The 22,997-nt window shown below is 71.3% G+C and carries 22 protein-coding genes; 5 read left to right on the forward strand and 17 right to left on the reverse strand.

What is annotated here, in order from left to right; genetic code table 11:
- Positions 1-23: 23 nt before the first annotated feature.
- The 3 genes from ABC795_RS16835 to ABC795_RS16845 all read right to left on the reverse strand — a co-directional run bounded on the left by ABC795_RS16835 (position 24) and on the right by ABC795_RS16845 (position 2,297).
- The gene (locus ABC795_RS16835) at positions 24-548 is read right to left on the reverse strand and encodes a chromate transporter (RefSeq protein WP_347058371.1); all 525 of its coding nucleotides are present in this window, start codon (positions 546-548) and stop codon (positions 24-26) included.
- Complete coding sequence (locus ABC795_RS16840; RefSeq protein ID WP_347058372.1) at positions 548-1,114, reverse strand: chromate transporter; 567 nt, start codon at positions 1,112-1,114, stop codon at positions 548-550. The genes ABC795_RS16835 and ABC795_RS16840 overlap by 1 nt, the downstream gene beginning before the upstream one ends.
- Before the next feature lie 79 nt (positions 1,115-1,193).
- Positions 1,194-2,297, reverse strand: coding sequence for a hypothetical protein (locus tag ABC795_RS16845; RefSeq protein WP_347058373.1), 1,104 nt, complete (start codon positions 2,295-2,297; stop codon positions 1,194-1,196).
- A gap of 186 nt (positions 2,298-2,483) precedes the next feature.
- Here ABC795_RS16845 and ABC795_RS16850 point away from each other — a divergent pair, with 186 nt between their 5' ends.
- The gene (locus tag ABC795_RS16850) at positions 2,484-3,518 is read left to right on the forward strand and encodes a cupin domain-containing protein (RefSeq protein WP_347058375.1); all 1,035 of its coding nucleotides are present in this window, start codon (positions 2,484-2,486) and stop codon (positions 3,516-3,518) included.
- A 165-nt stretch (positions 3,519-3,683) separates the two neighbouring features.
- Here ABC795_RS16850 and ABC795_RS16855 read toward each other — a convergent pair whose 3' ends face one another.
- The 6 genes from ABC795_RS16855 to ABC795_RS16880 all read right to left on the reverse strand — a co-directional run bounded on the left by ABC795_RS16855 (position 3,684) and on the right by ABC795_RS16880 (position 8,693).
- Positions 3,684-4,679 carry a tripartite tricarboxylate transporter substrate-binding protein gene (locus ABC795_RS16855; RefSeq protein ID WP_347058377.1) on the reverse strand — a complete coding sequence of 332 codons (996 nt, stop codon included), beginning with the start codon at positions 4,677-4,679 and terminating at the stop codon, positions 3,684-3,686.
- 106 nt (positions 4,680-4,785) lie between these two features.
- The gene (locus tag ABC795_RS16860; protein WP_347058378.1) at positions 4,786-5,649 is read right to left on the reverse strand and encodes an alpha/beta hydrolase; all 864 of its coding nucleotides are present in this window, start codon (positions 5,647-5,649) and stop codon (positions 4,786-4,788) included.
- Between the two features lie 26 nt (positions 5,650-5,675).
- Positions 5,676-6,509 (reverse strand): 3-methyl-2-oxobutanoate hydroxymethyltransferase, encoded by an 834-nt coding sequence (locus ABC795_RS16865; RefSeq protein WP_347058379.1) that lies wholly within the window; start codon positions 6,507-6,509, stop codon positions 5,676-5,678.
- Complete coding sequence (locus tag ABC795_RS16870; protein ID WP_347058380.1) at positions 6,502-7,008, reverse strand: hypothetical protein; 507 nt, start codon at positions 7,006-7,008, stop codon at positions 6,502-6,504. The genes ABC795_RS16865 and ABC795_RS16870 overlap by 8 nt, the downstream gene beginning before the upstream one ends.
- 2 nt (positions 7,009-7,010) lie before the next feature.
- Positions 7,011-8,297 (reverse strand): aromatic ring-hydroxylating dioxygenase subunit alpha, encoded by a 1,287-nt coding sequence (locus ABC795_RS16875; protein WP_347058381.1) that lies wholly within the window; start codon positions 8,295-8,297, stop codon positions 7,011-7,013.
- Positions 8,298-8,369: 72 nt separating this feature from the next.
- Positions 8,370-8,693, reverse strand: a complete 324-nt coding sequence (locus tag ABC795_RS16880) for a 2Fe-2S iron-sulfur cluster-binding protein (protein ID WP_347058383.1) — start codon at positions 8,691-8,693, stop codon at positions 8,370-8,372.
- A gap of 89 nt (positions 8,694-8,782) precedes the next feature.
- Between ABC795_RS16880 and ABC795_RS16885 the strand changes: the two genes are divergently transcribed.
- Both ABC795_RS16885 and ABC795_RS16890 read left to right on the forward strand, forming a co-directional pair.
- Positions 8,783-9,445, forward strand: a complete 663-nt coding sequence (locus ABC795_RS16885; RefSeq protein WP_347058385.1) for a 2,3-bisphosphoglycerate-dependent phosphoglycerate mutase — start codon at positions 8,783-8,785, stop codon at positions 9,443-9,445.
- 89 nt (positions 9,446-9,534) lie between these two features.
- Positions 9,535-10,305 (forward strand): FadR/GntR family transcriptional regulator, encoded by a 771-nt coding sequence (locus ABC795_RS16890; protein ID WP_347058387.1) that lies wholly within the window; start codon positions 9,535-9,537, stop codon positions 10,303-10,305.
- A gap of 12 nt (positions 10,306-10,317) precedes the next feature.
- Here ABC795_RS16890 and ABC795_RS16895 read toward each other — a convergent pair whose 3' ends face one another.
- Both ABC795_RS16895 and ABC795_RS16900 read right to left on the reverse strand, forming a co-directional pair.
- Positions 10,318-11,904: an ethanolamine ammonia-lyase reactivating factor EutA gene (locus ABC795_RS16895; protein ID WP_347058388.1), complete on the reverse strand. Its 1,587-nt coding sequence runs from the start codon at positions 11,902-11,904 to the stop codon at positions 10,318-10,320.
- 84 nt (positions 11,905-11,988) lie between these two features.
- Positions 11,989-13,110 carry a hypothetical protein gene (locus ABC795_RS16900; protein WP_347058389.1) on the reverse strand — a complete coding sequence of 374 codons (1,122 nt, stop codon included), beginning with the start codon at positions 13,108-13,110 and terminating at the stop codon, positions 11,989-11,991.
- A 343-nt stretch (positions 13,111-13,453) separates the two neighbouring features.
- Between ABC795_RS16900 and ABC795_RS16905 the strand changes: the two genes are divergently transcribed.
- Both ABC795_RS16905 and ABC795_RS16910 read left to right on the forward strand, forming a co-directional pair.
- A complete protein-coding gene (locus ABC795_RS16905; protein ID WP_347058391.1) occupies positions 13,454-15,034 on the forward strand; it encodes an FAD-dependent monooxygenase in 1,581 nt (526 codons plus the stop codon).
- A gap of 162 nt (positions 15,035-15,196) precedes the next feature.
- Positions 15,197-15,400, forward strand: a complete 204-nt coding sequence (locus tag ABC795_RS16910) for a hypothetical protein (protein ID WP_347058392.1) — start codon at positions 15,197-15,199, stop codon at positions 15,398-15,400.
- 27 nt (positions 15,401-15,427) lie between these two features.
- Here ABC795_RS16910 and ABC795_RS16915 read toward each other — a convergent pair whose 3' ends face one another.
- The 6 genes from ABC795_RS16915 to ABC795_RS16940 all read right to left on the reverse strand — a co-directional run bounded on the left by ABC795_RS16915 (position 15,428) and on the right by ABC795_RS16940 (position 22,983).
- Positions 15,428-16,117, reverse strand: coding sequence for an isochorismatase family protein (locus ABC795_RS16915; RefSeq protein WP_347058394.1), 690 nt, complete (start codon positions 16,115-16,117; stop codon positions 15,428-15,430).
- Between the two features lie 163 nt (positions 16,118-16,280).
- On the reverse strand, positions 16,281-17,324 hold the full coding sequence (locus tag ABC795_RS16920) for a tripartite tricarboxylate transporter substrate-binding protein (protein WP_347058395.1): 1,044 nt from the start codon (positions 17,322-17,324) through the stop codon (positions 16,281-16,283).
- Positions 17,325-17,369: 45 nt separating this feature from the next.
- Entirely contained in the window at positions 17,370-17,984 is a 615-nt protein-coding gene (locus tag ABC795_RS16925) for a tripartite tricarboxylate transporter TctB family protein (RefSeq protein WP_347058397.1), read from the reverse strand.
- Positions 17,985-18,037: 53 nt separating this feature from the next.
- A complete protein-coding gene (locus ABC795_RS16930) occupies positions 18,038-19,564 on the reverse strand; it encodes a tripartite tricarboxylate transporter permease (RefSeq protein WP_347058399.1) in 1,527 nt (508 codons plus the stop codon).
- A gap of 227 nt (positions 19,565-19,791) precedes the next feature.
- Positions 19,792-21,006 (reverse strand): MFS transporter, encoded by a 1,215-nt coding sequence (locus ABC795_RS16935; protein ID WP_347058401.1) that lies wholly within the window; start codon positions 21,004-21,006, stop codon positions 19,792-19,794.
- A gap of 162 nt (positions 21,007-21,168) precedes the next feature.
- Positions 21,169-22,983, reverse strand: a complete 1,815-nt coding sequence (locus tag ABC795_RS16940; RefSeq protein ID WP_347058402.1) for a phosphoenolpyruvate carboxykinase (GTP) — start codon at positions 22,981-22,983, stop codon at positions 21,169-21,171.
- Positions 22,984-22,997 lie beyond the last annotated feature (14 nt).

Genomic DNA, 22,997 nt, shown 5'->3' on the forward strand with positions numbered 1-22,997 from the left:
ACGGCCGGCCCGGGTTCCCCCGGTCACTGGACGAGCGACCAGACGAGCCCCAGGGAGAGGGCGGCCAGGACCACCGTGAGGGGATCGATGTCCCAGCGGACGACCACCACGGCGACGAGGGCCACGGCCACCCACTCCACCGGCAGGAGACCCAACGGCACGGCGATGCCCCAGGCGGCCGCCGCGATGAGCCCGGCGATCACGAACCCGGACGACGGCCCGATCCGGCGCAGGATGCGCCGCATCCGTGACAGCCCCGCACTGACCGCCCCGGCCCCGAGCACGGTCGGCACCAGGATGCCCAGCACGGCCGCCCCGGCCCCGGGCAACCCGGCGAGGTAGTAACCCACGCCCGCGAGGAAGCCCGCGCGCGGGCCGGGGCCCAGGTAGGTGACCGCCAGGGAGAAGGTGAACAGCTCCGGCGCCAGCTGGCCGGTCTCGACCCAGCGGCCCTGGATCAGCGGGATCTGGCCGTTGCCCCCGCCGAAGGAGAGCAGCGCCGAGGCCAGCATCAGCAGGAAGATCTCCAGCACGCCGACGCCGTCCACTAGCGTTCGCCGTCTGCCGGCCCGGGCCGGAGCAGGAACGCCCCGAGGACGAACCCGACGACTGCGGACACCATCAGCGGCACGCCGAGCACGACCGACACGAGGATCGACGCGCTCAGAAAGACGCCGACCCGCCGGTGCCGACGGCTGCCCTTCTCCCCCCGGACCTGGCGGTAGGCGTTACCGAACAGGATGCCGACGATCGCGATGCTCACGGTGCGGGTCAGCGGCTCGAGGGGCCCGGCCAGGAGCTCTGGCCCGACGAGCACAGCCGCGACGACGACGAGCGCCGACGCCGGCAGGACGAGGGCGAGCGCCGCCAGGAACGCCCCGAGCCAGCCACCCACCCGGAAGCCGACCAGGCCACCGAGGGCGAGGAAACGTGGCGCCGGGATCAACGTCGCGAGCACGAAGGAGGCCCGCAGTTCCTCCTTCGGCAGCCAGCCGGCGCGGTCGACGAGGTCACGCTCCAGCTTGTCGGTGGCCGCCCACATGCCCCCAAAGGTGGTCGCGCCGACCCGGAGGAAGACGCCGAACACGCCGAGCAGCCGCAGGACGCCCCTCATGCGCGGCGCCCCGGCGCCGGCGGCCGGGCCATCCCCGGGGGCGCCCCGGCCCCGTCCTCCGTACCGAGCGACTCCACCGTCAGTCCCGCACGTCCTGCAGGAACCACTCCGTCGGCAGCTCACGCCCCAGGCCGCGGCGACGGCACTGCTCGTACACATGGCCCGCGACGGCGAAGAACTGCGCCCCCTGGATGTTCCCCCGCTCCGAGAACGTGATCTCCGCGTCGTCGGACCGCGCGGTGTCGGCGCCGCTCAGCACGTCCTCCAGGCCGACCATGCGCGGGGCGTCCGGACCGGCCGGCGGCCGGCGGCCCCGGCCGTGCGTGTGCCGGCCCCACACCGGGTCGTCCTGGCGCGCCGCGTACGCGATGTACTCGTCGGTGGGACGCCAGGTCGGGTCGGTCAGGGGCGCCGGCGCCGTCCCCAGGCGCAGCCACACGTCGAACACCTGGCGGGCGCGGGCGTCCGGCCGTCCACCGATGCAGGTCACGTGGGTGCCGGGCTCGAGCCAGTCACCGACGATGACGTCCGCCGCCGCGTCCGTGCAGCCGGCCACGACGTCCGCACCACGGAAGACATCCCGGGGCTCGTCCACGGCGACGACCTCCAGGCCGTACTCCTCGGCCACCTCGCCGGCGTACCGCTCCCGGTGGGCCCTGGTGGGGCTGTAGACCTGCACGCGCTCCAACTGCCGCACCGTCAGCAGGGCCGCCAGGTGACTGCGGGCCATGCCACCCGAACCCAGCATCCCGAGCACGCGGGCGTCCTGCCGGGCGGCGTACTTCGTGCCGATCGCGGAGTCCGCGCCCACGCGCATGTGCTGCAGCACCCCGTCGTTGAGGATCGCCAGCGGCTCGCCGGTCCGGGCGGAGAGGAGGAAGATCAGCCCGCAGAAGGTTCCCGGGCGCACGCAGTGCTTCTCCTGGGTCCGTGTACCGCCGTACTCGGTCTCGGTCAGCACGTCGGACTTCATGCGGATGGCGTAATACCCGGACGCCGCCGACCCGCCTTCCATCGTCCCCCACTGGTAGACCGACCGGTCGTCGACCGGCAGGCGCATGTCGATGCGCGGCCGGCAGACGGCCTCTCCCGCGACGAGCTCGCGGTAGGCCTGTTCGAGGACGGAGATGACCGAGGGCATCTCCAGCACACTCGCCGTCGCCTCGTTGTCGATCAGCAGCATCGCGCACCTCTCGCCGAGGCCCCGCGCCTCGTGCAGCGCGGGCGACCGGACGGATTGGGGGGACCTACGGAAGAACCTTGGACTGTGACGTGCGCCATGGCATGATGGTCAGACCATTTCGGAGCATAGTACGGCCATCGGGACGCGACGCGTACGAGCGTGTGCCGGGCCGACGAGGAGGCACACATGGGCAAGAAGGGCCGCGTATTCGTCAGGGGACTCACCTCCGAGACCTACGGGCTGGGGGACTTCCGCCAGGCTCAGCTGGCCGCCGAGCGGGTCCGCGACGACAGCATCGTGGTGGACGACGCCAAGATCGGGCACTCGGGCGACAGCGAGAAGAGCCGCACCTGGTGGCGGATCGGCCCGGGCGACGAGGACTTCCTGACCCAGACGCTGCAGGTCCACTTCGTGGAGCTGCCCGGCGAGTCGAGCAACCACGGCCACGGCCACCAGAACGAGGCCGCCTTCTACATCCTCGAGGGCCGCGGCTACGAGATCCACGACGACCAGCGCTACGACTGGGAGAAGGACGACCTCGTGTTCGTCCACACCGACTCGGTGCACCGGCACTTCAACCCGTACCCGGAGAAGGCCGTCGCCCTGGTCGTCAAGGCCAAGTGCTCCTGGATGTTCATGGGGCTCATCCAGCAGGGTCGCAGCGGCCCGGTGGAGAACGAGGAGAAGTTCGGGCCCCGCGAGGACTGGTCGGCGATCTGGACCCCGGGGGTCCTGGACCGCAAGAAGGTCATCAAGCCGGCCGACTGCACCTGGGAAACCACCCAGCTCGGCCGCGTCCGCGTCATGAACGCCCCCGAGCGCACCGACGCCCGCCAGTTCTCCGTGGACGCCCTCGAGCTGCAGGTTCCCGCCGGCAGCCGGTCCGGCAAGTACTGGAAGATGGCCGACGAGGTTCACTACATCCTCGAGGGCGAGGGCTACGCGCTCATGTGGGAGGTAGAGGCCGAGATCGCCGAGAAGTACTACGCGCGGATCGCCAAGGAGCCCACCCGCCACGAGTTCAAGCAGGGCGACACGGTCTACGTCCCGCAGAACCACGTCTGCCAGATCTTCGCCGCGGACGGCACGCCGCTGCGGGTGCTGTCCTTCCAGAACCGGCTGTTCAAGCACCTGGGCTACGACAACGTCGCCTACCTGGAGGACGCGCCGGAGTACACGGCCTCGACGTCGCAGATCGGTGAGCTCGCCGGCCAGGCCTGACCGCCGACCGGCACTCCGCAGCATCGGACGGCGCCCCGCGGGATTCCGCGGGGCGCCGTCACGTGTCCGGGGGCCCGGCGCACATGCACCAGGTGCGGCGCACATGCGTCAGGGGGCGGTCCCCCGGGTCGGTGACCCGGGGGACCGCCCCCTGACGCATGTGGCTCAGTAGCTGGCGACGACCAGTTCCTGGAACGCCTCGGGCGAGTCGAGCACCTCCCGCACGAGCTCGGCAGCCTCCTCGCCGTTCAGCGCGTTGATGGGCCGCTGCTGGCTCTCCAACTCCTCGAGCAGCTCCTCGTTCTCGACCGCGCACTGGAAGCCCTCGCGGAGCGCATCCACCCGCGCCTGCTCCATCTCCGGCGAGACGATCAGCGAGCGCCCCGTCTCCCCCATCGCGATGAGGCTGTCCACGATCGCCTGCGCATCGGCGTCGGGCGCCTCGGTCTCGCTGATGGCGGGGGTGTCGGGCAGCAGCGGGTCCGGCTCCTCGTCCACGGTCACGACGGGGCGGACGTCACCGGACTCGATGGCCCCGAGCTGGCTGTCCACCGGAAGCGCGTGGGCGTCGGCGTCCCCGGCGACGACCGACTGACGGGCCTCCGTCGACCCGGCGAACCCGGTGATGATCTCGAACGGGAACCCGTAGGCCTCACCGAGGATGTTGGGCGCGATGTAGTCGTTGGCCCCGGGCCCCTGCGCGACGAAACGCACCGTCTCCCCGGACTCGACGATGTCCTGCCAGGTCTGGAACCGGCTGTCCGGGGACACGACCACAACGTTCGGCGGGGCGGAGACCCGGCCGATCCAGTTGAGGTCGTTCAGGTCGAAGTCGGCACCCTCGGCGCCGGCGATCTGCGCGGAGACCAGGCCGACCGTGTTCACGATCTGCAGCCGGTTCTCCGAGGCCGGGGCGGCCGCGGTCTTGTTCGTGGCCACCAGGCCGCCGGCACCGGGCTCGTTGCGGACGACGACGCGGGCGCCCGTGCACTCCTCGAGGTAAGGGGCCAGGGCCCGGGCGTAGGCGTCGTAGCCGCCACCGGGCTCGTAGGGGACCACCAGATCGATGTCCTCGCCCTCGAAGCCCCCCTCGGCGCCGGAGGACGAGGCCTCGGACCCGCTGTCACCCCCGCAGGCGGCGAGTGCCCCCACCAGCGCCATCGCGACGGCCATACGTCCGGCCGGCCGCCGTGAGCTCCTGATCGTTCGCATCGGGTACGGCTCCTTCACGTTCAGTGGGTGGTGCGGGTCGGGGGCCCGGCGTCGGTCAACCAGCGGGCAGCTGGACGGCGTCGAGGAAGCGCAGGATACGAGCTGGCGCGGTGTCCTCGGTCTGCTCTGCGACGGGGGCGTCCCAGTAGTCGGCGTGCGGCAGGCATTCCTGCAGGTAGCGGGCTGCCGACGGGGCGTGCGAGTCGTCCTGACCCGGCACGATCAGCGTCGGGGCGGTCAGCTCGAGCAGGTCCTCCGGCTCCACGCCGGGCACGGTGTCGCGGTCGAACATCAGCCGCGCCGTCCCGCTGACCAGCACGGCGTAGCGCTCGGGGTCGGTCCTCGCGTACGAAGCGGCGAACTCCGGATCGGTGCGGACGACGCTGTTCCAGGGGCCCACCCGCGGGTCCTTCGAGAAGCCGGCCTCGGTGTCGCCCACCAGCTCGACCACCCCGGCCAGGCCGTGCTCCTCCACGAAGGCAAGGTGCTGGGCGAAGCGGGCGTGCTGCTTCATCCGGTACTTCACGCCACCGGCCGGCGAGTACAGCACCATGCTGTCGACCCGGTCCGGGTGCGCCACGGCGACGGCGGCCGCAGTGGAGCAGCCGACGCAGCCACCCATGAGGTGGGCCGACGCGATACCGAGGTGGTCGAGGAGCCCCACGGCCTGCGCGACGTAGTCCTCCCACCGGATCCGCTGCAGCCGTCCACCCGACCGGCCCGACTCCCGCCGGTCGAAGGTGATGCACGTGTAGCGGGTGCTCAGGTGGTCGAGCAGGGCCAGCCGCCGGTAGACGCCCACCGTCCGCCAGCTCTCGAGGGTGGAGTCGAAGCCACCGGGGGAGAACATCAGCAGGGCCGGCCCCGAGCCGGTCACCTCGTATCGCGTCTGGATCCCGTCGACGACGGCGGTGGGCACGGTGGGAGTCCTCTCGGTCGGTCGGGTCAGGTCGCTGCCGGCACCGGGATGCCCCCGGGCAGCTGCCGGGCAGCACGGACGTCCCCGGCGTAGGCGGTCATCGCCTCCAGCGTCAGCTGGGCGACGTTGACGTAGGTGTCGCGCGCCCCGTCGAGGGCCGAGGCCGCGTAACCGATGGCCGCGTTGACCATCCGCATGCGGCCGTCGAGCCACGGGCCCCCGCCGAAACCGCCGACGACCGGGATGGAGACGGCGTCGGCGACCGCGGCCCCGACCACCGGGCCGGAGTTGGTGAAGTTCAGCAGGGTGGCGCCCGCATCCTCCAGCCGCTTGGCCTCGGCGACCATCTCGTCCAGCAGCTCCGCCGGCACCGCATCGGCGGCCGACGGCACGGACTTGTACTCGACGCCGTACCGCAGCGCCGTCTGCGGTGTGATACCGAACTGCGCGAACACCGGGATGCCCGCCCGGTTCACGGCCTCGACCGCCTCCGGGTAGTCCGAGGCGGCGTCGAGCTTGACCATGTCGACGCCGGCCTCCTTGACGAACCGGATCGCCGCACGGACCGCGGAGTCGGTGCCCTCCTGCAACGGGCCGAACGGGAAGTCCACGCTGACCAGCGCCCGGGAGACCCCACGGCGCACCGCCTTGGCGACGACGAGCATCTCGTCCATCGTCACCTCGAACGGGTTCGAGTGGCCCCAGAGGTTGACGCCGACCGTGTCGCCCACGGAGACGAGGTCGACTCCGGCGCGGTCCACGATCCGGGCGATCTGGTAGTCCCAGGCGACGACGCCGACGATCTTGCGCCCGTCGTCCTTCATGCGCTGCAGGTCGCGCAACCCCACCCGCTCAGACACGGAGCGCACTCAGCAGTTCGATGACGTCGCTCTCGTCGGCCGAGGGCAGCAGCACCCGGGCGTGCGGTCGCAACGCCGCCACGGCGGCGGAGGCCGCCGTCCCGGCGTGCGTGCCGTCACCGAGGACCAGGCCCGCGGTCTGGACACCGCGCTCCCAGCAGGCCTTGCCGAGCGCGTAGGCGCAGTCGGCGCCGGCGTCGCTGGTGGCGACCATGACGACGACGGAGGCGCTGGCCAGCTCGTCGGCCAGCGTCGCCGGGCCGCCGTCGATAGCGCGCAGGACGACGTCCTCGGTACCGGCCCCTGCCTCGCACACGTAGAAGCGGGCGTTGGCCCAGGCGTGCTGAGCCGTGCGGCTCAGCACGTCGGCAGCCCCTTGGTCCAGGGCTATGACCCGGCCGGCCCGCGAGGGGGCGATCGGGCGGTCGATCCGGTAGCGCGCCTCCGCGGCGGTGGCCGCACGGGCACAGCTGCTGAGGGTCTGGGTTCCCGCGGCCATGGTCACACCGAGGAGATCGGCATGCCGGGACGCACCGTGACGTCGTCGCGGGCGGCGTCGAGGAACGACTCCTTCTGCGGCAGGACGACGGCAGCGGAACGCACGTGGTGGTGCGCCGGGTCGACCCCGGGCGGGGTCACGCCCTTGTCGCGCAGCGCGGTGGCCGCCCGGTACAGCTTCTGCCGGGCCTTGATGATGCCGCTGTCGGCCGGGACCAGGCGCTCCTTGGTGCGGTCGACGATCGGGCCCATGCTCTCCTGCAGCGAGGAGTCCTGGATGGCGATGCCCTCGACGCCGGAGTACCACTCCCCGGTCCGCTGCTTCTCGCGGTTCATCAGGTAGTCGTTGTCCATGTTCGCCTCGGGCCGGTAGGTGCCCGGGATGTTCTTGCTGTGCACGCCGTGGCCGTCGATCATGGCCTGCCGCTCGGTCTGGGTGAGAGGCCGCATGGGGTGGTAGTCGAAGCTGTACGCCCAGCAGTTCTCGTCGTCGATCGGGATCCAGAAGTGCCCGTGGATCGGGTGGTCACCGCGCGGGGGCACCATCGTGAACGACGGCATGACCCACGGCGTGATCCGCCAGTAGTACGACCCCTCCTCGGCGTTGCGCCGGGCGCCGACGAACAGGCCGCCCTCACTGTCGGCCACCTCGAAGAACGGCTTCTTGTCGTTCAGGTTGTACTGGTTGCCCTTGGCGCCCTTGAACAGCGGGTCGCTCTTCAGGCCGCCGGAATGCAGGAAGGTCACGTGGCTTGAGTCGATACCGCCCTCGAAGGCCTGCAGCCAGTTGCTCTGCTGCCAGCGCTTGGAGGTGTAGTGGTGCTCCGGCGGGGTCAGGGCGAACTCGAACTCCGGCAGGGGGGGCTGCTTCGCCGGGTCGCCCATGTAGGTCCAGAGGACGTCGCCGATCTTCACCAGCGGGTACGACGTGAGCTTCACGTTCTCGGCGAAGCTCGAGTTGTCGGCCTCGGAGGGCACATCCACGCACTGGCCCGTGGTGTCGTACTTCCAGCCGTGGTACGGGCAGCGGAGGCCACCCTCCTCGTTGCGGCCGAACCACAGGGACGCGCCACGGTGTGCGCAGAACTCGTCGATGAGCCCGTAGTTGCCGTAGCTGTCCCGGAAGGCGACCAGCCGCTCGGAGAGGAGCTTGAGGCGGACCGGCGGGGCGCCGTCCTCCGGGAGCTCCTCCGCGAGGCATGCGGGCATCCAGTACTGGCGGAACAGCTCGCCCATCGGCGTTCCCGGACCCGTTCGGGTCAGCAGCTCGTTGATGTCCTGACGAAGCACGAGTGTCTCTCTCTCCTCAGCCGCGGATGGGGCTGACTGTCATACCGATCACGGACGGCGTCAACTGTCGATTCACGGCTGCTGCGACGGGACGTCGACGACGAGCCCGTCCAGCTCCGGGGAGACGGGGACCTGGCAACTCAGCCGGCTGCCGTCCCGACGCTCGGACACCGCCATCTCCAGGAGGTCCTCTTCGAGGTCGTTCGGCTCCCCGACGGCGCTCAGGAACTCGTCGCGCACCCACACGTGGCAGGTCCCGCAGGAGGCGTTCCCACCGCATTCGGCGATGATCCCGGGGACGCCGTTCTTCACGGCGGCCGCCATCACCGACTCACCGACGGTCGCGTCGACCGTGTGCTCTCGACCCGCGCTCTCGACGTAGACCACCTTCGGCACGGCGCGCCCCCTCCATGGTCGCTGGGGCCGTCGTCCGGCCTCCCGGCATTGGTATGTCCATTAGACCACATAGTGTCTAGGGTCACGACATGCCCAGTCTCGTCCTTCTCCGGCACGGCGAGAGCATCTGGAACGCGCGGGACGTCTTCACTGGCCAGTCGGACGTCGACCTCACGCCGCACGGCGAGGACCAGGCCAGGCGGTGCGGACTCCTCCTGCGCGATGCGGGCCTGCTCCCCGACCGCGTGCACACCTCCACGCTGACCCGCGCCGTCCGCACGGGGACACTCGCCGTCGCGGCCGCCGGACGCCCGCACACCCCGACGCGTCAGGACCCTCGACTGGACGAGCGCAGCTACGGGGCGCTCGAGGGACTGTCGCGCAGCGAGGTGCTCGCCCGGCACGGGGCCGAGCAGTACCAGCGGTGGCGCCGGTCGTGGGACGCGTCGCCACCCCCCAGCCACAGCGGCGAGGTTCCCCGCCCCGGGGAGAGCCTCGCCGACGTCTCTGCGCGCCTCCGGCCCTGCTGGGAGAACGCCCTGGCCCCCGATCTCCGGGCCGGACTCACCGTGCTGGTGACCGCCCACAGCAATTCCCTGCGGGCGCTGATCGCTCTCCTGGACCGGGTGGGGCCGGATCAGGTGCCGGCTCTGGAGGTCCCGATCGCGGAGCCCCTGCACTACCTGCTGGACGACGACCTGAGGCCGCTCGTACCCGGCGGCCGGTACGTCCGGCCGATCTCCGCCCGATGAAACACGGACCCGCCGGGCCACCCGGTGGCGTGACCGCCCGGTCTCGGACGGGCTCGCCGCTTGTGAGGGTCACCTACGATGCGGGAGTGATGATGCCGGATCCGACCGTGGCGACCGTCGAGAGCTCCCCGACCGGCAAGGGCGATCTGCTCAGCCGGGTGAGCGTCGGGCGCATCTCCGAGGTCATCGTCGACCAGATCCGGATGCTCATCCGGCAGGGACAGCTGAGCGCCGGCGACCGGCTGCCCTCCGAGCGCGAGTTGTGCGAGCGGTTCGGCGTCAGCCGGGTGACGGTGCGCGAGGCCCTGCGGGTGCTGGAGGCCAACGGCCTGGTCGAGATCCGGGTCGGCGCACGCGGGGGCGCGTTCGTGACCGCCCCGAGCAGCCGCCTGGTGGGAGCCGGGATCGCCGATCTCATCTCGCTGGCGACACTCACCGCCGTCGAGATCACCGAGGCGCGCATGGTCTTCGAGCTGGGCATCGTCGCGCTGGTGTGCGAGCGGGCGACCGACGAGGACGTCGCCGCACTCCGCGCGATCTGCGACCGCAGCGGCGCTGCGCTCGAGAACGACGACTACCCGCTCGAGCTCTCCGCCGAGTGGCACACCCGCTTCGCGGTGGCGACGCACAACCGCGCGGTCGCCATGCTGGTCGAGTCGCTGCACGACCCGCTGGTCCACTCCCTGGAGCGGGCCCGGGAGGTGGCGCCGCTGCACGGCCGGCAGGGCGTCGAGGAGCACCGCGCCCTCGTCGACGCCGTCGCCGCCCGGGACGCCGGAGCGGCGACGGACCTGATGCGCACCCACCTCCTCCGCACGGCCGAGCGCGTGAGCGGGATGGAGTCGGCCGAGCGGACGTGAGCCGGCGGGCCGTCAGGCGCCGGGCTCGTCCCCGAACACCAGCGACTTGATCGTGACCGGGACCGTTCGCGACGGGTACCGCAGCCGACCGATGTCGACGTAGTCGAAGTCCCGCAGGGCGAGACCATCGACGACCAGCAGGTCCACGGTCACCCCGAGCTCGTGCTGGAGCAACCGGCCCACCGTCATCGCCACGTCCCCGTCGAGGACGACGTACACCGGTCGGCCGGCGGCGATCCGCTCCGCGAGCCCGTCGCGCACCCCACGGGCGAAGGCCGACACCCGGTCGTAACTGGGCAGGCCGGACCACGACATCGCGAGCACGACGTCCTGGTCGGCGGCCGCGGCATCGAGAGCGACGAGGTGCCGGCGGACCGCCGCCGCGACCCCGTCGGCATCCACGACGTCCCCGAGCTCGTGGACGGGGTGCACCACCTGCAGGTTGCGCCGCGGCAGGAGGGCGTCGGGGGCCGAGATCCACCCGGTGTTGCCACTGAGCTGGACGCTGTACTCCGAGGCCCCGAGCGCGGTGGCGCGGATGCACTCGCCGGCGGGCAGCAGCGGGTACGGCAGCGCCCCGGCGTCGACCAGCCGCCGGACGGCCTCACCCAGCGGCCGGCCGAGGTCGCCGAACGACGCGCTCTCCCGTCCGTACACGTACTCGGCCACCCCGCCGGAGAAGACGACCCCGTCCAGCGGCCCGACATCGGGCAGCGGATCGGTCAGGTACAGCGCGGCCACGTCCGACGGGGGCTCCGCGCCGAGGGCGGCCACCAGGGCGTCGGCCATGCCCTCGGCCACCCGGGCGATCTCGTCGGGGCGGGCCACGTCGCCCAGGGCCCAGGAGAAGCCGGCGCGGGCAGCATGGGCGCGTCCCGCGGGTTCCAGGCGCACGATCGTCCCCGCCTCGTCGACCACCTGCAGCCGCCCGCCGATGTGCACCGCTGCGGTGGCGACCACCCGCCCGCGCTCCAGCACGGAGAGCTTCGTCGTCCCGCCCCCGATGTCGACGTTGAGGATCCGCTGGCCGGTCTCGTACGACGTCCGGGCCGCGCCGGAGCCGAAGCCGGCCAGCATCGCCTCCATGTGGTGCCCCGCCGTGGCGGTCACCAGTTCCCCGCCACGCTCGGCGAGGACGCCGGCGATGGCCTCGGCGTTGCGACGGCGGAGCGCCTCCCCGGTGAGGATCACCACCCCGGTGTCGATGTCCTCGGGGCCGATCCTGGCCTCGCCGTAGGCGCGGTCGATGATCGTGCCGAGAGCCTCGGCGTCGATGTGCTCGGCGCTCGCGTATGGAGTGAGCGCCACCGGCGAGCGGTACACCGTGTCCCGCCGGACGACGATGTAGCGGCTGGTCAGGTCCTCGCCGATCCGGCGCAGGTGCAGCCGCGAGAAGATCACCTGCGTGCCCGAGGAGCCGATGTCCATCCCCACGCTGTGCAGCGTGACGTTGTCCTGCTGCCAGATCGGGTTGTCCTCGAGCGGCAGCTCGTCGTGGTCGTGGTCGTGGTCGTGGTCGGGCGTGTGCGGCGAGTACACCGTCTGCGGCTCGGCGTGCTCGCGGCCGTAGACCGGCTCGGAGGAGTGGGTGTGCGTCACGTGCGCTCCGGAAAGGGGAGAGACGACGACGTGCGGCCCGCCAACGGAGGGCGGACCGCACGTCGAGGTGGGACAGGGGTGAGATCAGGCAGCCGGCTTCGGCGGGAGGTTTTCCTTCTCCTGCTCGTACGCGGCGTCCATCTTCGGCTCCAGGCCGTGCTTGGCCAGCGCCTCCTTGAAGGTCTCCCGCACGTACGACGACTCGTCGGCGTAGTCGATCTGGTCGCCACCGATGCGCTGGCTGATCCAGGCCTTCGGCACGCCCTGCGCGTTGCGGATGGACACGACCTCGTGCTTGAAGGCCAGGTAGCGGGCGGGCTCGGTGCCGGTGTTGAAGTGCTGGTGGTACCACATGTTCGGCGGCACGATCATGCTGCCGGCCTGCCACTCGTAGCGCCGCGGCTCCTCCCCCTCGGGCCACATCAGGCTGTAGCCCTCGCCCGAGAGGATGATCACGTGGGCGCCCGGGCCGTGCCGGTGACCCTTCTTGTACGTGGCCGTCGGGAACTGCGAGATGTGGCTGTTCATCGAGCCCCGGGCCATGTTGAAGCGGATGTGCCCGCCCCCGGCACCGCGCTCCTTGGCCTCGATCAGCGGCAGGTTGATCGAGTCGGCGACGAAGTTGGTGTCGAGCAGCAGACCCTTCTGCTCGCCCTTGGGCGCGAAGTAGTCCGGCTCACCGTTGAAGCGCTTCGGGAAGTCGTGCGCGGTGCCGAAGACGAAGTCGATGTCGTCGTACAGGTTGATGATGCCCGGGGCGTTCGTCGAGGAGACGAAGCGCGCCACCTCGGTGCCCGAAGCGTTGAAGTGCTGGTGGTTGGCGTTCAGCGGGATGGCGAACAGCGCACCCGGGCCCCACTCGAAGGTCACCTCGGCGCCGGCGTCGTTCCACACCTTGGTCGAGCCGTGCCCGGAGAGGACCAGGATCATCTCCTCGAACAGCTGCCGCTGCGGAGCGAGCTGACCGCCGGCCGCGATCTCGGCGACGTAGCAGTCGTTCGAGGTGCGGCTGGCCTCGTGGTTGATGAAGACGCCTCGGCCCCCGCGGCGGGCCCAGTCCTTGAGCTCGACGGTCTTGAGGTCGGGCACGTAGTGCGCCGCGATGATGTCCAAGCCCTCGTCGGCCACCCAGCGGGTGTACGGCGAGTCCTTCTCGGTGGCGAACTTCGCCGCGAGGCTCTCGTTGACGATGGCGTCCTTGGCCATGGGGCCTCCCTGTTCGACGGTCGGGTGCTCTCCGGAACGGCACGGTGCGCGAGCCACCGAGCATGATCGGTAGGACCATAAGACCACCCTGCGGGTGTGTCAAAGGCCACTCGACAATCCTCCCCGCTGCTCGGCGGACCGACCCGTCGCGGACCGTCGCGCACGTCGACCACCGGGCACCGGGCACCGGGCACCGGGCACCGGGCACCGGGCACCGGGCACCGGGCACCGGGCACCGGGCACCGGCGACGGTCGGCGCCCCGGCGGGCGTGAGACGGTTCGGTGTCGCGCGAACCCGTGGTCTAATCATTCGCCCATCGGACCGGCCACGACGGAGGACGGCATGACCCAGCGACCCCAGGTGATCATCGTCGGCGGCGGCCCGGTCGGGGTGGGCCTCGCGCTAGACCTCGGGCTCCGCGGGGTTCGGTGCGTCGTCGTCGAGCGACGCACCGAACTGTCCGCCGTCCCCAAGGGGCAGGGACTGTCGCAGCGGACCATGGAGCACGCCGCGCGCTGGGGCGTCGCCGACGAGCTGCGCGCGGCCCGCAGCATGCCCGAGGGGCATCCGATCGGGCAGGTCACGGTCTACGACAACCTGCTCGGGGACTTCTGGAGCGCCCCACCGGCGCGCGAGCTGGTCCAGGACTACTACGCACAGGCCAACGAACGGCTTCCCCAGTACCGCACCGAGGAGGTCCTGCGCCGGCGGCTGGCCGAGGTGCCGGGTGTCGAACTGCGCCTGGGCTGGCGGGCGACCGGGCTCGAGCAGGACGACACCGGGGTCCGCGTGACCGTCGTGAAGGACGGACAGCAGGAGGTCCTGGAGGCCGACTACGTCGTCGGCTGCGACGGCGGCCACTCCCTCGTCCGCGAGCAGGCCGACATCGAGCGCAGCGGCACCGACTGGAACGAGCTCGTCGCCCTGGTCGTCTTCCGCTCGCCGGAGCTGCACGAGGCGCTGAACCGGTTCCCCGCCCGGTCGACGTACCGCGTGATGCATCCCGACCTCAAGGGGTACTGGATGTTCTTCGGCCGGGTCGACGTCGGTGCGGAGTTCTTCTTCCACGCTCCGGTCCCCCCGGGCACGTCCGCCGACGGTCCCGAGATCGTCGAGCTGCTGCACCGGGCCGCCGGCTTCCCCTTCGCCCTGGAGATCGACCACGTCGGCTTCTGGGACCTGCGCGTCCAGGTGGCACACCGCTACCGCGCGGGTCGGGCCTTCATTGCCGGCGACGCCGCGCACACGCACCCCCCCTACGGAGGCTTCGGCCTCAACAACGGCCTCGAGGACGCCGCCAACCTCGGCTGGAAGCTGGCCGCCGCCCTGCAGGGCTGGGGCGGCGACGCATTGCTGGAGTCCTACAGCCTGGAGCGGCAGCCGGTCTTCCGCGACGTGGGCGAGGACATCATCGGCGGCTGGATCCGGGACGACCGGGCCATGCTGGAGAAGTACGGCCCCGAGGACGACCGCGAGGAGTTCGCCCGCGCCTTCGAGGAGGCGGCCCGCGGGTTCGGCCGGCGCCTGCGGGGCTTCGAGCCCCACTACGAGGGCTCACCGGTGGTGTTCGGTCCGCCCGGCGGCATGACCAGCGCCCACGGGGAGCACACTTTCGAGGCCCGCCCGGGACACCATCTGCCGCCGCGGCGGATGAGCTCCGGGCGAGTGGTCTTCGAGGAGCTCGGCAGCGGCTTCACCCTGCTGGCCCTGGACGTGGACGACGCCGTCGTGACCGGCTTCGAGGAGGCCGCCCGGTCCCTCGGCGTCCCGCTGACGGTGCTCCGCGACGCGGCGGCCGGCGAGCTGGCCGACTACGGGGCGAAGCTCGTCCTCGTGCGGCCCGACCAGTTCGTCGCCTGGACCGGCGACGAGTCCCCGGCGGACCCGGAGCAGGTGCTGCGGACGGCGACGGGTACCCGCTGAGGCCTGCGACACAATTCGGGGTCGCATTCCGCGCCATTGTGTGACCCAGGTAATGGCGCGGTGAGAGCGCGTGACCGCATTCACGCATTCACGGGCGGCACGGCGCATTCTGATGGTCCTACCGTTAGGTCAGCTAAATGGTCAGGACCTGAAGGAGCACACGTGACGAGCACCACCGGGGCACAGCCCCACGTAACCGGCCTCATCGGGGCGCCGGACTGGTCCTTCCTCGCGCGGGCCCGCACGGCAGCTGCGGCCACCGCGGCGGTCGTCGGGCGCTCGTTCGCCTCGGCGCGGGCCTACGAGGGCGCCCGCGGCGCCTCGGCCCGTCGCACCGTGCTTCGTGAGTTCGTCGGGACCCGCTGACGCAGGCTCCACGGAGCTCCGCGCCCCTCAGCCCGGGCCGGCGCCGAAGAGCTCGAGGGCACGGTCGGTGTGCACGACCGCGGCGTACTTGAGGCTCAGGTCGAACAGGCTCATCTTGTGCGACAGCGGGCTGCGATCGAAGGTTGCCTCCTCGACCACCACCACCCGGTAGCCGGAGGAGTAGGCGTCCACTGCAGTCGCCCGCACGCACCCGCTGGTGGTCTCGCCCGCCACCACCAGCGTGTCCACGTCCAGCTCCCGGAGCCAGGTGGACAGCGGCGTGCCGAAGAAGGCGCTGGCCCGGCTCTTCCGCACCACGATCTCGCCGTCGCGTGGACACAGTGACTCGACGAACTCCAGTCCCGCCGCATCGTCCTGACCGGGCACAGGGGCCCGCTGGGTGACCCCGCCACCCGGGACACCGACGTGGGCGTCACCGGTCGTGTGCAGTACCGGCACCCCGGTTGCCCGGGCCCGCGCCAGCAGGCCCTCCAGGTGCGGCAGTGCCGCCCACCCGGCCAGCCCGCAGGACGAGGGGAACTCCTCGATCGCCTCGGCGAGTGGCTGTGGCCGGTCCCCGAAGACCTTGCGGTAGCAGTCGATCAGCAGCAGCGCCGGCCGCCGGCCGGGCGGCCGGGGCCGGTAGCGCGTCGCGACCAGGCGCTCGTCGTCGCCGATGACGTCGTCCCAGCAGTGCCGCTCGGGCTGCGGGTCCATGGACCACTCCTCCGGACGCAGGATGCCCGGTCCGCGCGGGTGGCGGGTCCGGGGCAGGTGGTGGACGGTTCAGAGACCGGCGGGGTCGGGTGCGTCATCCCGGACCCGAGGCGCGGACGCGGCGGCAGGCGGCGCCGTGAGGCACCGCCTGCCGCCGCGTGGGTCAGTACAGGGTGGCCAGCAGCTCGCTGTAGGCCGGCGGCGCGTCCATGAGGTCCTGGACGAGGCCCTCGAGCTCGTCACCCGGCAGGAAGGCCAGCTCGCGCTCCTGCTCCACGGACTCCTCCACCAGCTCCGGGTTCTCCATCGCAGCGGCCATCGCGGTGCGCAGGCACGACGTCGCAGCCTCGTCCATCCCGGGCGGGCCGATGAAGGGACGGCCGAGCTCGATGAGCGCCAGGTGGGCGTCGAGGAGCTCTGCCTGCTCCTCGGTCGTGTCGAGCTCCGCGACCGTCGGGACGTCCTCGGGCAGCCAGTCGGGCCTCTCCTCGCCCACGACGAGCACCGGGGTCTGCGTCCCGTCCTCCACCGCGCCGCGGCGGCTGGTGAGGTTGCCGGACATCCCGTCGATCGAGCCCTGGATGACAGCCAGTTCCGTCTCACCCGAGCCTGGGAAGCCGGTGACGACCTCACCGGGGATGTCGAAGACGGCGCTGATCAGGGAGGAGGTCACGTAGTCCTCGGCCCCCGGCCCGGTCGAGCCCCAGCGGAACTCGTCCGCGGTCCGGACGTCGTCGAACGTCTGGTAGGGGCCGGTCGCGCTGGTGACGATCAGGGACGGGTCACTGGCCACCCGGCCGATGTAGGTGAAGTCGTCGAGGGAGAAGGTGGCGCCGTCCGCGCCCGCGATCGACGAACCGCCGGCACCGACGCCGTTCATGATCGCGAGGTTCGTGCCGTCCGCGTCCTCGGCGAGCAGGCTGTTGAGCGCCAGCAGCCCGCCCGCTCCGGGCTGGTTCTGCACGGCGATCGTGGCCCCGATCTCCTCCTCGAGATAGGGCGCGACCAGCCGGGTGTAGGAGTCGTAGCCGCCACCGGGCTCGTAGGGGACGACGATGGTGATGGTCTCCCCCTCGAGCGAGGCGCAGTCACCTCCTCCGGAGGCTGCGGTGTCGGAGTCGCTCGAGCAGCCGCTGAGCACACCGGCGCCGAGGCCCAGCGCGACCAGGGACCGGAGGCTCCGCCGGAACGGCAGGGCAGTGTTCATCGATTTCCCTCTCGGAGACGGTGACGGGGCAGAACGAAGGGTGGTTCAGTCCAGGAAGAGGCCGGGCGGCACCGGGATGCCGAGTAGGACCTCGAAGGCGACGTACAGCACCACCCCCACCACGACGGCGTAGATCGCGCAGAACGTCCAGGACCGCCGGCCGGCGAAGCGCAGGTACAGGAACGAGAACAACGGCGCCGTCACGAACAGGCCGGCGACGTAGAGCAGCACGAAGAACGCCGTCACCCAGGTGACGGCCTCGGTCCAGCGCCGGGCGCCCGCGGTCTGGAAGACGTACTCGACGTCGTCCTCGTTCACGTCGTCCTCGGTGGTCGCGCCCGCCGCCTGGGGCACGGACTCCGCGGGCGTGGCCGCCGGCACCGGCTCGATGGGACCGGCCGGGCTGGTGACCGGCTCGGGAGCGCCCGCGGCGCGGCGGCCGCGCGCGAGCCGCAGCAGTGACTGGACCAGCTGCAGAGCCGCCATCGTGAACCCGAGGCCCGTCACGATGCGCGGGAAGAGTGCCGCCTTGAACGACCAGTCGGCGGCTTCGAGGAAGGCCCAGCCGAAGAGAGCCAGCAGCAGCAGGGCGAGGACGACGTCGGCCACGACATCCCTCGCCGATGTCCGCGACGGCGCCTGCGGGGCCTGGTCTGCCATGCCGTTCTCCTCGGTGCGGGCGGGGGCGGTCAGGTGCCTCGACTCGGCGGCGCTCACACCGACACACCGCTCTGCTGGTCGCGCTGCTTCTCCGCGCGCCCGCGGGCACGGGCGCGGCGCACCACCGGCGCGACGATCGCCAGCAGCATCACAGCGGCGATCACCAGCACGATCGGCCGGGTCAGCCACGACCACTCGAACAGCGAGTAGGAGAGGAAGAGGTACCGCTCGGCGAGGGAGCCCAGCACGACGGCGAGCAGGAAGGGCACCCGGGGCCAGTCGTAGCGGATGCAGACCACGCCGACGATCGCGGCCACGATCATCACGATCACGTCGGCGAAGCTGTTGCTGGCGGTGTAGGCGCCGAGCGCCAGCAGGAGCAGCAGGAACGGCACCAGCAGCGGGCCCGAGATGAACGTCAGGCGGGTGAGCGGCTTGAGGACGAAGAACGCCGCCCCCACCGCGATGAAGTTCGCCAGGACGGTCACCCAGATCATCGAGAAGGTGACGTCGAGGGACGTCGTCAGCATCTCCTCGCCGGGGTTGAGGCCGACGATGAGGAAGGCCGACAGGAGGACGGCGCTACCGGCACCGCCGGGGATGCCGAAGCCGATCGTCGGGATCAGCGACCCGCTGTCCTTGGCGTTGTTCACCGCCCCCGAGGCGATGACCCCTTCGACCGCGCCCTTGCCGAACATCTCCGGCGTCTTCGAGCTCTGCTGCGCGGCGCCGTAGGCCATGAACTGGGCCACCGAGCCACCCAGGCCCGGGACGATCCCCACGCCGGTGCCGATGGCGCTGGAACGGATGACGAGCGGCCAGTGCCGCAGGACGTCACGGATGCCCTGGCCGACTCCGGAGAGGGATGCCTCCGGCGCGTCACCCGGCTCGGCGCGGGCGATGCTGCGCTTGCTCAGCATGAGCTGGAGCACCTCGGCGCCACCGAAGAGGCCCACGACGAGGGGCACGATGCCGATGCCGTCCCACAGGTAGAGCTGCTCGAAGGTGTAGCGCTGGGTGCCTTCCTGCGGGTCCAGCCCCACGAGCGCGACGAGCAGCCCGAAGGCGGCCATGACGAAGCCCTTGAGCAGGTGCTTGCCCGACAGCGCGACGACGAACGTCAGACCCAGCAAGGTCAGGGCGAAGAACTCCGGCGGTGCGAAGGCGAGTACGACCGGGCGGATCACCGGGATGGCCAGCGCGAGCACCACGGCCCCGAAGACGGCACCGAGGGCCGAGCTGAACAGCACCGCCCCCAGCGCACGGCCACCCTCGCCGCGCTTGGTCATGGGATGCCCGTCGAGCACCGTGGCCGCCGAGGTCGCCTCCCCGGGCACTCCGAAGAGGACCGAGGTGATGTCGCCCGTCGTCGACGTGACCACCCACATGCCCAGCAGGAAGGCGAACGCCTCGACCGGCTGCATGTCGAAGGTGAACGGGAGCATCAGCGCCAGCGTGACGGCGCCACCGAGGCCCGGAAGGATGCCGACCACGAAACCGATGGCGACACCGAGCAGCATGAGCGCCAGCGGGGCCGGCTGGAACACCTGAGTGAGGCCACTGATCAGGTCGGACAGCATGGTGCCCCTCTCCACTTCCGCCCACAGTGCTCCAGGCCCGCTGGCGCGACCACGTGGACCCGCGCGGGAGCCCGGTCGGACCATTAGGCCAATGAGCTTGGAACCGTAATACACGTGGTCTCCGTCACCAAGCCCGGAGGGTCACCCCATGATGAGGTGGCGTGTTCCGTGACCGGTGGAGGCCATGACCGCAGGGGCGGCGGCGCCCGGGCCGCGCGCCGAACCGGTCAGCCGGCGAGCGCCGGCTCGGCGGCGTGCTCGGCGGGCACATGCAGGAGCTGCTGGAAGACGGCGACGACGACCGCCCCGACCGCGGCGGCAACGACCGCCACCACGAAGGCCAGGTTGGCTCCGGCGACGTCGACGATCTTACCCGCGGCCGAGGCGCCCACGGCCACCCCCAGGCCCAGTGCGGTGCCGATCCAGGTGAACGCCTCCGTCACCGCCGACCGGGGAACCAGGAGCTCGGCCAGGGTGAAGGAGCTGATCAGCGAGGGTGACACCGCCACGCCCGCGACGACCACGAACGGCACCATGACCCAGATGTCGTCGATGAACAGCAGCGGGACGACCAGCACGGTGAGCAGGATGAGCGCGCCGACCAGCCGGAGCCGGAGGGGCAGCCGCCAGTGGATGGCCCCCCAGCCGATGCCGCTGGCCATCGAACCCACCGCCAGGCTGGCGATGAGCACGCCGGACAGCGACATGGCGTCCCGCTCGTCGGCGAACGCGACCAGCGCGATCTCCAGCGTGCCGAGGATGGCGCCCACGGCGGCCCCGACGACGAACAGGACGCGCAGACCCGTGGTGCGGATCGCCGACGGACCCTGCCGGCTCGCGTGCCCGTGCGGCTCTGGCTCGGTGCGGCGCTGCGCGGCGAACAGCAGGCTGCCCACGGTGGCGAGGGTGAACGCCGTGACCACGCCCGAGGTTGCGTGTCCCGTCGTGGAGAGGAACGTGACCAGCACCGGGCCGACGATGAAGACGAACTCGTCGACGACGGACTCCATCGCCAGCGCGGTGTGCAGCCGGTGGCTGCCGCGCAGCAGGTGGGTCCAGCGGACGCGGATCATCGAGGACACCGGCGGGATGCAGGCCCCGGCCAGGCCCGCGGAGGTGAAGACGATCCAGAGCGGCCAGGCCTCGCGCACGGAGAACAGGAAGACCAGGCCGGAGAGGACGAAGACGGCCAGCACCGGCAGCAGCACCCCGCGCTGGCCGTGCGTGTCGGCCCACCGCCCCAGCAGCGGCCCCGCGATCGCCGTCGTCACCGCCCCCACGGCGGCCACGGCGCCGCCGAGTCCGTAGGAGCCGGTCTCCGACGCGACCAGCAGGACCGAACCCAGCCCGACCATCGAGAGGGGCAGCCGGCCGATGAAGGCGGCGAGCACCATCGGCAGGGCGTGCGGCGTCCGCAGCACCTGCAGGTACGGATTGGGCACGAGGGGGGTTGCCTCCGCAGAACGGGAAGGGGCGGCAGCCACGCTAACCGACCCGCGGCGGACACGCTGTGAGAGCGGACCAGGCCGCGAACGGCCGGGGCCCGGAACCATGACGGTTCCGGGCCCCGGTCCAGGCCCTCCCGCACGCGGGAGGGGCGTCGCTCAGGCCAGACGGCTCTTCAGGATCTCCAGCTCGTCCCACATGGTGCTGGGCAGCTTGTCACCGAACTTCTCGAACCACTCGGTGATCTGCGGGATCTCCTCGCGCCACTCCTCCGGCTTCACGGCGAGGGCCTTCTCGACCTCGTCCGGGGTCGTGTCCAGGCCGGAGATGTCGAGCGAGTCGACCGTGGGCACGTGGCCGACCGGGGTCTCGACGGCGGCAGCGGTGCCCTCGAGGCGCTCGACGACCCACTTGAGCACGCGGCTGTTCTCGCCGAAGCCCGGCCACAGGAAGCCGCCGTCCTCGTCGCGCCGGAACCAGTTGACGTAGAAGATCTTCGGGAGCTTGGTCGCGTCGGCCTGCTTGCCCGTGTTCACCCAGTGGGAGAAGTAGTCACCGGCGTTGTAGCCGATGAACGGCAGCATGGCGAACGGGTCGCGACGGACCACGCCGACGGCCCCGGTCGCGGCCGCGGTGGTCTCGGACGAGAGCGTGGCGCCCATGAAGACGCCGTGGTTCCAGTCCCGGGCCTCGGTGACCAGTGGGATCGTCGTCTTGCGACGGCCGCCGAAGAGGATCGCCGAGATGGGCACGCCCTTGGGGTCCTCGTACTCCGGCGCCAGGATCGGGCACTGGGCGATCGGGGTGCAGAAGCGGCTGTTCGGGTGGCTGGAGAGCTCGTCGCTGTCCGGCGTCCAGTCCCGGCCCTTCCAGTCGGTCAGGTGGGCCGGCGGCTCGTCGGTCATGCCCTCCCACCAGACGTCGCCGTCGTCGGTGAGGGCGACGTTGGTGAAGACCGAGTTGCCCTTGTCGATCGTGCGCATGGCGTTCGGGTTGGTGTCCCAGCCGGTGCCCGGGGCGACGCCGAAGAGGCCGTACTCCGGGTTGACGGCGTAGAGCCGGCCGTCCTCACCGAACCGCATCCAGGCGATGTCGTCGCCGATCGTCTCCACCTTCCACCCGGGGATGGTGGGCTCGAGCATCGCCAGGTTCGTCTTGCCGCACGCCGAGGGGAAGGCGCCGGCCACGTAGTAGACCTTCTGCTGCGGGCTGGTGAGCTTGAGGATCAGCATGTGCTCGGCCAGCCAGCCCTCGTCGCGGGCCATGACCGAGGCGATGCGCAGGGCGTAGGCCTTCTTGCCCAGCAGGGCGTTGCCGCCGTAGCCGGAGCCGTAGGACCAGATCATGCGCTCCTCGGGGAACTGCACGATGTACTTGGTCTGGCTGCACGGCCACGGGACGTCGGACTGCCCCGGCTCCAGCGGGGCGCCGAGGGAGTGCATCGCCGGCACGAACGGGCGGTCGGTGCCCATCGCCTCGAGGATGCGGCTGCCGATGCGCGCCATCACGCGCATGGAGACGACGACGTACTCGGAGTCGGTGATCTCGACGCCGAACATGGGATTCTCGGCCTCGACCGGACCCATGCAGAACGGGATGACGTACATGGTCCGGCCGCGCATGCACCCCCGGTACAGCTCGGTCATGATCGACTTCATCTCGTTCGGGTCCATCCAGTTGTTGGTGGGACCCGCGTCGGCCTCGTCGACCGAGCAGATGAAGGTGCGGTCCTCGACGCGCGCGACGTCGCTGGGGTCGGAGGCGCACCAGTAGGAGTTGGGCTTCTTCTCCAGCGGCCGGAAGGTGCCGGCGTCGACCAGCTTCTGGGTGAGTCGCGCCGACTCCTCCTCGCTGCCGTCGACCCAGACCACCTGGTCCGGCGTCGTCAGCTCGGCCATCTCGCGCACCCAGGCCAGCAGGCGGGCGTGCGTGGTGGGGGCATTCTCCAGACCTGGGGTGGCCACGGTGGTCACGGCGTCTCCATCCT

Source organism: Blastococcus sp. HT6-30 (assembly GCF_039729015.1).
GTDB lineage: Bacteria > Actinomycetota > Actinomycetes > Mycobacteriales > Geodermatophilaceae > Blastococcus.